This is a genomic window from Halorussus aquaticus, assembly GCF_024218795.1.
Lineage (GTDB): Archaea > Halobacteriota > Halobacteria > Halobacteriales > Haladaptataceae > Halorussus > Halorussus aquaticus.
In genome coordinates this window covers 363,198-375,173 of sequence record NZ_CP100401.1, presented here as the reverse complement: position 1 = coordinate 375,173, position 11,976 = coordinate 363,198, and the positions used below count along the sequence as shown (strand labels likewise).

11 protein-coding genes are annotated in these 11,976 nt (G+C 68.6%); 6 read left to right on the top strand and 5 right to left on the bottom strand.

The features are described 5' to 3' along the window. The first annotated feature begins 171 nt into the window (after window positions 1-171). Window positions 172-993, top strand: coding sequence for a phosphatase PAP2 family protein (locus NGM06_RS20245; protein ID WP_254270220.1), 822 nt, complete (start codon window positions 172-174; stop codon window positions 991-993). A gap of 57 nt (window positions 994-1,050) precedes the next feature. Here the strand turns inward: NGM06_RS20245 and NGM06_RS20240 are convergent, their stop codons facing one another. Further along, a complete protein-coding gene (locus NGM06_RS20240; protein WP_254270219.1) occupies window positions 1,051-2,292 on the bottom strand; it encodes a cytochrome P450 in 1,242 nt (413 codons plus the stop codon). A gap of 104 nt (window positions 2,293-2,396) precedes the next feature. Here NGM06_RS20240 and NGM06_RS20235 point away from each other — a divergent pair, with 104 nt between their 5' ends. After that, entirely contained in the window at window positions 2,397-3,365 is a 969-nt protein-coding gene (locus NGM06_RS20235; protein WP_254270218.1) for an LLM class oxidoreductase, read from the top strand. Between the two features lie 76 nt (window positions 3,366-3,441). Continuing rightward, entirely contained in the window at window positions 3,442-4,905 is a 1,464-nt protein-coding gene (locus NGM06_RS20230; protein WP_254270217.1) for a PAS domain S-box protein, read from the top strand. A gap of 20 nt (window positions 4,906-4,925) precedes the next feature. Here NGM06_RS20230 and NGM06_RS20225 read toward each other — a convergent pair whose 3' ends face one another. Then, window positions 4,926-5,408, bottom strand: a complete 483-nt coding sequence (locus tag NGM06_RS20225; protein ID WP_254270216.1) for a hypothetical protein — start codon at window positions 5,406-5,408, stop codon at window positions 4,926-4,928. Window positions 5,409-5,554: 146 nt separating this feature from the next. On the opposite strand from NGM06_RS20225, the gene NGM06_RS20220 reads away from it, so the two are divergent. Continuing rightward, window positions 5,555-6,151, top strand: coding sequence for a DUF7978 family protein (locus NGM06_RS20220; RefSeq protein WP_254270215.1), 597 nt, complete (start codon window positions 5,555-5,557; stop codon window positions 6,149-6,151). Window positions 6,152-6,204: 53 nt separating this feature from the next. Here the strand turns inward: NGM06_RS20220 and NGM06_RS20215 are convergent, their stop codons facing one another. Continuing rightward, entirely contained in the window at window positions 6,205-7,902 is a 1,698-nt protein-coding gene (locus tag NGM06_RS20215; protein ID WP_254270214.1) for a thiamine pyrophosphate-binding protein, read from the bottom strand. Between the two features lie 131 nt (window positions 7,903-8,033). On the opposite strand from NGM06_RS20215, the gene NGM06_RS20210 reads away from it, so the two are divergent. Then, window positions 8,034-8,987 carry a hypothetical protein gene (locus tag NGM06_RS20210; protein ID WP_254270213.1) on the top strand — a complete coding sequence of 318 codons (954 nt, stop codon included), beginning with the start codon at window positions 8,034-8,036 and terminating at the stop codon, window positions 8,985-8,987. A gap of 12 nt (window positions 8,988-8,999) precedes the next feature. Here the strand turns inward: NGM06_RS20210 and NGM06_RS20205 are convergent, their stop codons facing one another. Beyond that, complete coding sequence (locus NGM06_RS20205) at window positions 9,000-9,929, bottom strand: NAD-dependent epimerase/dehydratase family protein (protein ID WP_254270212.1); 930 nt, start codon at window positions 9,927-9,929, stop codon at window positions 9,000-9,002. A gap of 161 nt (window positions 9,930-10,090) precedes the next feature. Here NGM06_RS20205 and NGM06_RS20200 point away from each other — a divergent pair, with 161 nt between their 5' ends. Then, a complete protein-coding gene (locus NGM06_RS20200) occupies window positions 10,091-11,326 on the top strand; it encodes an XdhC family protein (protein ID WP_254270211.1) in 1,236 nt (411 codons plus the stop codon). On the opposite strand, the gene NGM06_RS20195 is transcribed toward NGM06_RS20200, so the two are convergent. Next, a complete protein-coding gene (locus NGM06_RS20195; RefSeq protein WP_254270210.1) occupies window positions 11,290-11,958 on the bottom strand; it encodes a nucleotidyltransferase family protein in 669 nt (222 codons plus the stop codon). The genes NGM06_RS20200 and NGM06_RS20195 overlap by 37 nt on opposite strands. Window positions 11,959-11,976 lie beyond the last annotated feature (18 nt).

The window sequence follows — 11,976 nt, the reverse complement described above, 5'->3', positions numbered from 1 at the left end:
CCCTAAAAAAAGTGCAACAAGCCGAATGAAAATCCGTTGACTCGATACTCTCCAGCGTTACCACTTACTCACACGTCTCCCTCGTCAGCTATCGGCCTCACCGCCGCCGTGTCCGTCCAGAGATACGACGTTGCCGCCACGTACAAGGTCCGGTCGTGCCTATACCCGACGATGACTGCGACTCCGGTCGTGGGTCACGAAATCGGCGAGTTCATCCGACAGGTGGTCCCGCCGTGGCTGATACCCGTGTTCGTCCTCATCACGCGAATCGGCAACCCCGCGTTCTTTCTGGCGCTGTTCGTCCTCGACTACTGGTTCGCCGACCACGAGCGGGGGTCTCACGCCATCGGACTGGCGATAGCCGGGATAGCGCTCGTCACCGCGCTCAAGACGTTCTTCGACGCGCCGCGGCCCTCGGAGATGACCGCCGTCATTCCGATTTCGGGCTACAGTTTCCCCAGCGGTCACGCGACCGGTTCGACCATCGGGTACGGCATCCTCGCGTACGACTTGGAGGTCGGGTCGCGGCGCTCGCGGTACGCGGTCGCCGCCGTCCTCGTCGCGCTGATAGCCCTCTCGCGGGTCGTCCTCGGCGTTCACTTCGTCCGCGACGTGGTCGCGGGCGTGATTATCGGCGTCCTCTTCCTCGCGGCCGCGTTCTCGCTGACCGAACACGACCCGCGGGAGGGGTTCGTGCTGGCGCTGGCGTTCGGGGCGCTCGCGTTCGTCGTCAGCGGCGCGAGTCACGACGGGGTGGCCGTCCTCGGCGCGGCGGTCGGCGGGGCGCTGACGTGGGAGGCGCTCGGTCCGGTACCGCGTCTCGACTCTCTCCGTAGCAAACTCCTGTTGCTCGTCGGCATCCTCCCCGTCCTCCTCGGTGTCGGCTACGCTGGCACGGAGTTAGACGTTCCGCTCGCGTTCGCGTTCGTCGCCAACGCCGCAGTGATGGCGGGGGCGCTCGCCGCACCGGTCGCCGCCGAACGGTTGGATTGACTCCGCTTGCCGCAGAACGGTGGGGGATATCTTCGTTCGTCCTCGTGCCGAGAACTGCTAGCTCCGCTCGGCGTACCGAATCGGGAGCGACTCGACGCCGTAGACGAACGAACTCCGAGTCGGCCGCAGTTCGGCGTCCGCGATGCGGATGTCCTCGGCGCTGTCGAGTAGTTCGCCGAGCGCGATTCTGGCTTCGAGTCTCGCCAGCGGCGCGCCCAGACAGTAGTGGGTGCCGTGCCCGAACCCGAGGTGCTGGTTCGGCGACCGGTCGGGCCGGAACTCGTCGGCGTCCTCGAACCGGCGCTCGTCGCGGTTGGCGGACCCGAGCCAGACGATGATTCGGTCGCCCTCCTCGATGGTCTCGCCGCGCATCGTCACGTCTTCGGTCGCGATTCGGGTCATCGCCTGCACCGGCGACCGATAGCGTAGCGTCTCCTCCAGCGCGGTCGTGAGTCCGCGCTCGTCGCCGCGGAGTCGGTCGAACAGGTCCGCGTCGGCCTCGGCAAAACACCTGACCGCGTTCGCTATCAGGTTCGTCGTCGTGATGTTGCCCGCCACGAGCAACAGGATGCACATCCCCAGCGCTTCCTCGCGCGACAGGGTGCCGCCGTCGCTCAACTCCGTAGTGGCGATTTCGGACAGCAAGTCGTCCCGCGGGTTCTCCCGGCGGTCGCCTATCGCCTCCACGAAGTACTGGGCCATCTCCATCTGAGCCTGTTGCTGGCGCTCGGCGTACTCCTCGCCGCCCTCGTCGTCGCTCGCGGCCGAGACGAGGGTGTCGGACCACCGCTTGAATCGGTCGCGGTCCTCGGCGGGGACGCCGAGCAACTCGGCGATGACAGTCACCGGGAAGGGGTAGGCGAGGTCCTCGACCACGTCCATCCGGCCGCCGCCGTCCGCGACGGCGTCGTCGAGCAGGTCGGCCGCGAGGTCCCGGAAGTGCGACTCGCGCTCCCGGAGCGTCCGCGGTTGGAACTCGTCGTCCACGACGCCCCGGAGTTCGTCGTGGCGCGGCGGGTCCTGAAACAGCATCGTGTCGAAGATGAGACCCTCGCCCGGGTTGTCGGGTTCCACGAAGTCGCTCGTGAGTCGCGGATTCACCGAGAACGTCTCGTCGTCGTCCAGAATCCGCTTGACGTCCTCGTACCGGAACACGTCCCACGACCGGCGGTCGGCGTCGTACCGGACCGGGTCGTCGTCGCGCATCTCGCGATACCAGTCGAAGGGTTCGAGCCACGACTCGCGACTCGACAGTTCCTCAGGGAACGCCTGCAGGCCCTGCGGGTTAGCGGAACTCATGTTACCTCGCTACGACGTTGACGCGTTAAACTGTCCGGATTGGTAGCGTGGGTGACTATTGCAGGAACGCCGCTTTCTCGTATCGGGAACTCCTCTCTCCGTCCGTGACCGACCGCGAGAACCGAGGCCGCGAGAACTCCGACCGCGCGTACCGCGGTCACGAGAACCGCGGGTTCAGACGCCTCTTCGGCGACGCCGACCTCTCGGTCGGCCTCTTCTTCCCCATCACGACCGCCGAGGACGACGTGCCGCCGATGGACGACCAGATGGAACTCGCCCGGTACGCCGAGGAACTGGGCTTCGACGCGCTCTGGGTCAGGGACGTGCCGACCTACTGGCCCAAGTTCGGGGACGCGGGGCAGGTGTACGACCCGTGGGTCTACCTCGGGCAGGTCGCGGCCCGCACCGACGACGTTGCGCTCGGCACCGGGAGCATCGTCCTCCCGCTCCGCCATCCCCTCCACGTCGCGAAGTCGGCCGCGTCGGTGGACCGACTCTCGGACGGCCGCCTCGTGCTTGGGGTCGCCACGGGCGACCGCTCGCCGGAGTACGCCGCGTTCGGCGTCGAGGAGGCGTCGCGCGGCCAGCGGTTCCGCGAGCACGTCCGGGTCCTCCGGACGGTCTGGGACGAGGAGTTCCCGGAAGTCGAGTCGTCCTACGGGACGCTGGACGGGAGCCTCGACGTGGTTCCCAAGCCTACCACGGAGACGCTTCCGCTGCTCGTCACCGGCAACTCCCGCCAGTCGCTCGACTGGATAGCGGACAACGGCGACGGCTGGCTTCACTACCAGATGCCCCTGAACACGGTCGAGAGCGTCGTCGGCGACTGGCGCGAGGCGGCGGGCGACAAGCCCTTCGCGCAGGCGACGACGGTGAATCTGAAGGCCGACCCCGAGGCCGGGATAGACCACGTCCATCAGGGGTTCGCCGCGGGCAGCGAGTGGTTCGTCGAACACTTCCGGGCGCTCGCGGACCGGGGCGTGGACCACCTCGCAATCGGGATTCGGGGGAGCGACCGCGACGCGAGGACGGTGCTCGCGCAGTTCGCCGACGAGGTGCTGGACGAGTTGTAACTTCGGCTGACGACTCGGCGAAGCCGTGACCGGCGAATCCAAACCGTAATTACCGTTCACTCCGTGGTAACCGCCGATGGCCTACGTTTCACGGGTCGTGTCTGGCCTCGGTGCGCGGCGCGTCCTCCTCGCTCTCGGCGGTGTCTACGTCGCGGTCGCAGTCGGAATCGCGGTCACGCAAACCGGCGGTGAACAGACCGTCGGCGAAGCGCTGATCTCTCCCCTCCTCCTCGGAACGAGCGGTCTCGTACTCTCCTACTGCGGATATCGACTTCCGGGGACGAACATCCGGACGGACCTCTTCCACGTCGTCGCCGGTTGGTGCCTTCGGGCTTTCGGGGTCATGTTCGGTATCGCGCTCTCCGCGGAACTTCTCGGTAGCCTCGACGACCCCATCTCGGGGTTCGTCGTTCTCCCCGCGCTCGCCAGCGTCGCGGGTCTCGGTATGGGATATCACGACGCCCGGGCCAGAACCCGGGCGCTGGACGCCGAAGAGCGTCAGCGCGAGGCCGAGCGCTACAGTCGGGAACTCGAACGTTACCACACTATCGTCGAGACGGTCAACGACGGCATCTTCGTCGTCGACGAGGAGAGCCGCTTCACGCTGGTCAACGACGCCTACACCGAGTTAGTCGGCTACGACCGCGAGGAACTCGTCGGTTCGCCCTCGTCGCTCGTCGCGGCCGAGGAGACGGACGTGGACGCGATGTCGCGGGAGGTTACTCGCGACATCGGGACAGGGACCGCCGAGACGAAGACGTACGATTCGACGGTGCGGACCGCGTCGGGCGAGACGAAGGAGGTCGAATCGACCGTCGCGGTTCTGCCCGAACAGGACGACGCCCTCCACGACAAGGTCGTCGTCGTGCGCGACATCACCGAGCGTAACGAGCGCGAACGACGACTCGAACAGCAGAACGAGCGACTCGACAGTTTCGCCAGCCTGCTCGCTCACGAGCTTCGGAATCCCGTCACCATCGGCCAAATCTATAGCCAACAGCTCTCCGCGGAGGCGAACCCGGAAGCGGTCGAGTACGTGGCCGAAGCGTTCGACCGAATCGAGAACATGATAGACGTGATGCTGGTCGTGACGCGAGGGCGCGAGGCGCTCTCGGAGAGCGCGCCGGTGGACCTCGCGGACGCGGCGCGCGAGGCGTGGGAGGAGGTGGACGCCCCCGACGCCACGCTGGAAGTGGAGATAGACCGGACCGTCGAGGCCGACGAGACCTACGTCCGGCACCTGTTCCGGAATCTGTTCGAGAACGCCGTCGAACACGGCGGAGAGAGCGTCACGGTCACGGTCGGTGAACTCCCGTCGGGATTCTACGTGGCCGACGACGGGGCCGGTATTCCGGCCGCCGAGCGGGAGGCGGTGTTCGAGACGGGATTCACGACGGCGGGCAACAACGGCGGCATGGGACTGGGACTGACGTTCGTCCACGAGATGGCCGACGTGTACGAGTGGTCGTGTTCGGTCGGCGAGAGCGAGACCGGCGGCGCGCGGTTCGAGTTCACGAACGCGACCAAGACCGCGGCGTAACCGAAGCGTCCGGGTCGGTCTCATCTCGTTTCCCGAACGAACAGATACGCCAACACCACCGCGAGCGAGACCTCCGAGACGATAGCGAGGAACTTCACCGGCCCGGCGAGCAGGTGGTCGTGTATGACGGTCGTCAACGGCGCGCCGTGGTGACCGGCTCCCTCGCCGAGGAAGAACAGCGGTCGGTGTCCGGCGGCGTGCCACCCGAAGTAACCGACGACGTAGATGCCCATGAGGACGATACCGCCGAGGTAGAGCGGGCGTCGATAGCGACCCTGCGCGGCGAGCAGGAGTCCGACGACGAGCGCGACGCCCGAGAAGACGAACAGCGGCCACCGGAGGTCGCGCGGGAGCAGGAACCCGGCGCTCGCCCATCGAATCCAGTTGTAGAGTCCGAGCGTGACGTGAATCACCGCGACGAGCACCGCGAGGTGGGCCGCGAGGAGGTACACCGGCGCGGGGAAGTTCGATTCCTGTGCGGGAGAGGCCACGTCGGAGTTCATCGGTCCGACCGAGGTGCGGCAGAGGCAAGGCTTTCACGATTCGTCGCACGGCCGCGGTGTCACGACTCCCCGGAGGCGTCGTCGGGCGCGAGACGTGGACTCGACGCCTCGTAACGCTCAAGTAGTCCCGCTCCGACGACGCGGCCATGCGAGTTGCCCTCCAGCGCGTCCTCGCGGGCGCGGCCGCCTACCTGCTCGCGTACGGTCTCGCGGCCGCGCTGACGCTCTATCGCCTCCCGACACTGCTCGGTCGCCACCTCGAACCGTCGAGACGGCAGCAGTACTGGGAGTACTACGTCGCCGCCGGAGAACCGACCGAGGCGGTCGTCGGGTGGTTCCTCGCCAGCGCCCATCGCGTCCCGATGATGACCGTGACCGACCCCGGTTCTACCGGCGTCTCGGCCGCCGACGTGTTCGCCGCGCGAGCGCCGTCGCTCTACCTCGCTCCGGCGATAGCGTGTCTCGTCGCGGGGTTCGTCGCGGCGCGGCGCCCGTGGGAGCGCGCTCCGGTCCCGGTCGGCGTCGGCGCGTTTCTGACGGTCGGCTACGCCGCCGCGTTCGTCGCCTCGGCGTTCCAGTTCCGGGTCGATACCGGGAGCGAACTGGCGTTCCCCGCGCTGTTCAACTTCGGGTCGCTCCAGTGGGTCGTGGTCGTGCCGCTGTTCCCGCTCGTTTTCGGGACGCTGGGCGCGTTCGTCGGAACGAGCGTCTCGGTCCGGCAGTTGCTGCTGTCGGTCGAGTAGTCGGTCGGGACCTTCCGTCGCCCCGGGACGACTCGGCTCCCGTTTCGCCGCCGCTACTCGTGAAGGCCGCCGACCTCGGCGTAGAACGACGACTGCAACTGCTCGGCCATGTCCTCCTCGCGGTCGATGCGCGCGTCGATGACCGTCGGCACGTCGTTGTCCTTCCCCTCGGCGAGCGCCACGCCGAGTTCGTCCGGGGTCGTCGCCCGGATTCCTTCCGCGCCGAACCCCTCCGCGATGGCCACGAAGTCGGTGTCGTGGAACTCGACGCCCGCGATGTCGCCGTCCTGTTCCTGCATCTGGCGTACCATCCCGAGGCTGGTGTCGTTCAGCACGACGAACGTGGGGGCGACCCCCTGCTCGATGGCGATTTCGACGCTGGTCATCGTCATCGTGAACCCGCCGTCGCCCGCGACGCCGATTACGTCTCTGTCGGTCGCGATGGCGGCCGAGACCGCCGCCGGGGTCGCCCACCCCATCCCGCCGACGCCGCCCGACCCGAAGTAGGTCCGGACGCCGGGCGTCTGGAGGTAGTTGAGGAGCCAGAAGCGGTTGTTCCCGGAGTCGGCCGTGACGATGGTGCCCTCGTCCGCGACGGCCTCGATTTCCTTCACGGCGCGCTGGGGCTTGATGGGCGAGGCGTCGGACTCGCACTCCGGACCCGAAAACGACTCGCGGGCCGACTCCGCGCGGTCCCGCGCCCAGTCGTTGCTTCCCTCACCTGCCGCTTCGAGCGCCCGCAGGCTCTCTTTCGCGTCGCCGATGAGGCCCACGTCGGCGGGGTAGACCCATCCCGCGTTCCGGGTGTCCACGTCCGCGTGGATAATCGTCTGTTCGTCGGGTCGGACGAAACTCGGGGCCTGCCAGTTGGTGTCCATCGGGTTCATCCGACACCCCGCCACGAGCAGGGCGTCGGCCTCGCTCACGACCTGATTCGCGCCCTCGTGGCCGAACGACCCGATGACGCCGCCCGCGAGGTCGTGGGTCTCCGGAATCGTGGACTTCCCGAGGTAGGAGGTCACGACCACCGCGTCGTACGCGTCCGCCACGGCCTGCAACTCGTCGTAGGCCTGCGCGGCGTGGACGCCGTTGCCCGCGATTATCACGGGTCGCTCGGCCTCGGTGAGGGCCTCGGCGGCCTGCTCCACGTCCTCGTCCGTCGGCGCGGCGTCCCAGTTGCGGACCTGCTCGTCGGCGTTCCAGACCGGCGGAATCGGGTCTTCGGGCACCTCCTCGGTGACGGCGTCGCCGTCGAGGATGACCGCCGTGGGACCGGGCCGTCCCGCGGTCGCGTGCTTGAACGCCAACTGGACGCTCCGGAGGGTCTCGGTCGGCGAGCGCGGGAACCAGTGTTCCTTCGTCACGCCGTCCAGAATCTTCGGGAGGTCGAGGCCGCCGTAGTCGCCTCTGGACTGCTGGTAGGGCGCGAGCGTCGAGTAGTCGCCGCGCTCGCTGGCCTCGGTCAGCACGACCATCGGCGACGAGGAGAGGCGGGCCTCCATCTGGCCGATGGTGCCGAGGCTCCCTATCCACGGTCCCTGCCCGGTGAGGACGCCCGGGGTCTGGGTCAGGCGACCGTACATCTCGGCCATGACGCTCCCCTCGCGCTCGTCGCGCGGGCGGACCACGTCCACGTCGGACTCCGGGAGTTCGTCCAGCAGTTCGATGACGCGGCCGCCGGGGTAGCCGAAGACGTACTCGACGCCGAGAGCTTCGAGTTGGGCGACGAGTTCCTCGTTGGTTGCTGCCATGGGACGACGTGACTCCGCCCCGCGACTTTGGTCTGTCGCTTCTCGAAGGTGTCTCGGGGGACCGTCCGCCCCGACGAAAATTCCACCCGCCGACCCGATAGTTTATCAGGCACCGACGGAAATCCCGGGGCATGGACCGCCGCGAGTTCCTCGCTACCGGCGCGACCCTCACCGTCGCCGCGTTCGGCGGCTGTACGGGGTGCGCCCGGATGCCCGCCGCCTCCCTCCAGATGGAATCCATCACCGACGCCGAAATCGCCGAGAAGGTCACCCACGAACTCGAAGACGGGGCCTCGGACCGACGCCGACTCGTCGCCGACGCCGTCGAGAACGGGTCGGCCACCGTCGAGGACGTGGACCCCCCGCTCGCCGCGAACAAGTCGTTCGTCTACGAGGGGTCGGTGTATCGGCTCTCCCACGAGGTGGTCGAATCCGTGCCCGCGACCACGTTCCACTTCACGCTCGACCCGGTCGAGGGGTCTGTCGCCGAGAGCGAGACGGTTCGCTACGCGGACCTGCCAGCCGTGGACCGCGAGAAGTTCGCCGAAAACGGGTGGGACGACGGGAGTTTCCTCGGGTTCGGGTCGTCGCTGTTGTACCTCGACCGAGAGATTCCCGACTCCGCGCTCGTCCCCGACCCCGAGCGTCCGGTCGTCGTCTGGGACTCGGAGACGAAGGGGCGGTTCGAGGTGGACGACTCGCGCTCGACCGAACTGAAGACGTACCGCTACGCGGCCGAGGTGGTCGATTCCTCCGCCGAGCGGTACGGCGCGGAGGTTCGAGAGCGATACGCCTTCGCGCTCTCTGGGCTGACGAGCGCGGAGCGCGACATCGTCCGACAGGCCGTCGAGACCGAGGACGGCTACCGGGTTCCGCCGGACGAGACGCCGCCGGACGCGATGTGGAAACTGGCCAAGCGATTCCGCCCGCACGAGGAGGTCCGCTACGCGTGGGAGGACGAGGAGGACGCTGGCGGGTCTGGGCGCATCGACGGGTCGTACCTCGTCCGACGGGACGGCGAGGTGTACTGGACGAGCGTCCACGTCTCGCGCGACCAGTTCACGACGACTGCGAACGAAAACTGACTCGCTGGCGGTTCAGCGCAGTTCCTCGTGCAACTGCTCGGCCGCGGTCCGGACCGCCTGCGCGCTCTCGCGTTCGGGCGACCACCCGATGGCGCTGGCCTTCTCGATGGAGAGGCGCATCTTCGGCACGTCGCCGGTCCACCCGCGGTCCCCGCCGGTGTACTCGAACTCGGGGTCACAGCCCACCACGTCGCTGACCAGTTCCGCGATGCGCGTGACCGAGATGGTCGTCCGCGTGCCGAGGTTGTAGAGGTTCGTCGGGTCGTCGGTGTTCTCCACGACGTGTTCCATCCCGCTCACGCAGTCCTCCACGTGGAGGTAGGACTTCTCCTGACGACCGTTGCCGAGAATCGTGAGGTGGTCGGGGTCGTCTAGCAGTTTCTCGATGAAGTCCGAGATGACGTTGTTGCGCTGGTGGGGACCGACGACGTTCGAGAACCGGAACAGCCACGTCGTGAAGTCGTGGGAGTGGGCGTACGTCGAGAGCAGGCCCTCGCCAGCCAGTTTGCTCGCGCCGTAGGTGCTGACGGGTTCGAGGGGCGCGAAGTCCTCGGGGGTGGGCCGAGGCGCTTCGCCGTACACCGCCGAGGAGGAGGCGAAGGCTATCTTCGAGAGACCGACCTCGTCCATGCGCTCGAGGATGTTGTAGAGCATGGCGTTGTTCTCCTCGAACACCCGGCGGTGGTCGCCCCGGTTCACGTCCGAGAGCGCCCCGAGGTGGAACACCACGTCGAGGTCCGCAGTGACGACTTCGGCCACGTCGTCGGCGTCGGTGAGGTCGCAGTCCGCGAATTCCGCCGACTCGGGCACCCACTCGCGGTTGCCCTTCGAGCAGTTGTCAGCGACCAGTACGTCGTTGTCCTCGGCGAGCGACTCGGTGAGGTGCGTGCCGATGAGTCCGGCACCCCCGGTGACGAGGACCGACTTCCCTGATAAGTCCATGCCGGAAGTAGCGACGGAGCGACGGATATATTTTTACTTCCGAGCGAGGGGGTCTCGGGCCTCGTCACGGGATTTCGAGCCGCGCTCGTCCGACCGCCGCGCTCGTTCCCGCCCGACGCTCGACGCCAACACCTAAATATTCAGACTTGCTACCACGGTTCATGGACGAGACGGACGCGTGGGACGCGAGTACCCTGTCGGTCCGCGCCGCCCTCCGGGACGCTATCGGGGCGGGCGACGGAACCGACCCCCGCGCCGCCGTGGCGACCGTCGTCTCGGTCGATGGGTCGGCCTACCGCCGCCCCGGCGCGAAGCGCGTCCTCGCCGACGAGCGAGCGGTCGGGGCTATCACCGCCGGGTGCCTCGAAGAACCGGTCGCAGACCTCGCGGAGCGCGCGCTCGCGGACGGGGCGGTCCGCGAGACGTTCGACCTCACCGGCGAGGACGACACGTGGAGTTTCGGTCTGGGGTGCAACGGGGTCATCGACGTGCTGGTCGAACCCGCCGACGGGAGCTTTCGGCCCGCGCTGGACCGAGTCCGGACCGGCGGTGGGCGAACTGACGCCTCTCGACGGTTGCCGGACTCGCAGTCCGACAGGACGCACGCGGCCCTGCTCACGGTCGTCGGCGGCGACCACCCGGTCTCCGGCGGCGACGGGACCGTCCCGGTCGGCGCGCGAGCGCTCGTCGGCGAAGACGGTTCGGTGGCGTCCGCCGACCCCCGCCCGCCGCTCCCGGACGACCTGCTCGCGGCGGTCCGCGACCGGGCCGCCGCGTTCGCCGCGGCGGGGCGCTCCGACACGGTGACGGTCGAGACCGACCGCGGGACCGCGGCGGTGTTCGTGGACGGTCTCGAACCGGTCCCGGAACTGCTGGTCTTCGGTCACGGCGGCGACGTGCGGCCGGTCGCCCGCTTCGCCCGCGACGCCGGATTCCGGGTGACGGTCGCCACCTCGCGCGGCGCGCGGGCCGACGCCGAGCGGTTTCCGGCGGCCCACGATGTCGTCGCCGCGCGACCGCCGGACGTCGCGGACGCGGTCTCTCGCCCGGCCGACACCTACGCCGTGCTGATGAGCCACAACTTCGTGGACGACCGACTGGCGCTCGACGCGCTCCTCGACTGCGGGGTGCCCTACGTCGGGGTGATGGGGCCGCGCAAGCGGTTCGACCAGATGCGCGAGGCGCTGGCCGACGACGGCGTCGAACTCTCGGACGACGAGTTGGACCGAATCTCGACCCCCGTCGGTCTCGACTTGGGCGGCGGCGAACCCGCGCAAATCGCGCTCTCGGTCGTCGCCGAGGCGCTGGCGGCGTCGAACGGTCGAACCGGCGGGCGGTTGACCGACACCGAGGGACCGATTCACTCGCGGCCGGACCGCGACGCCGACTCGGACTGACGACGCCGGAGGTCCCGCAGGTCTCGCTCGGTGTCCACGTCGCGGTGGACGCCGGGGTCCGCCACCTCGACCCACGTCACGGGGTCGGATTCGAGCAGGGCGCGGCCGCCCGCGTCGCCCTCGACGCGGTCTAACTCGTCGAAGTACCGGGCGTCGAAGAGGACGGGGTTACCGCGCCGACCCTCGTGGCGCGGCGCGACGATGCCGGGAGTGCCGCCGCGGGAATCGTGGACATCGTCGCCGCGACCATCGCGGTACTCCCGGAGAATCGCTTCGACAGTGGCGACTTCGACGCAGGGCATGTCTCCGAGCGCGAACACCGCGGCGTCGGCCCCGCGTTCGCGGGCGACCGCGACCGCGCGCCGGACCGAGGCGCTCTGGCCCCGCCCGTAGTCCGGGTTGGCGACGGTCTCGATTCCGTCCGGGAGCGCGCGCTCGACCGCCTCGCGGTCGTGTCCGACCACGGCGACGGCGGCGTCGAGACTCGACTCGGTGAGGGTGCGGGCCGCGCGGGTGACGACCGGTTTGCCGTCGAGGTCCGCGAGGAGTTTGTTCCGGTCGTCCGACCGCGACTCGGTTCCGTCGCCGAATCTGGCCCCCGTTCCGGCCGCGAGAAGCGCGCCGAGTATCACGTCCCGTCGGTTGGCGGC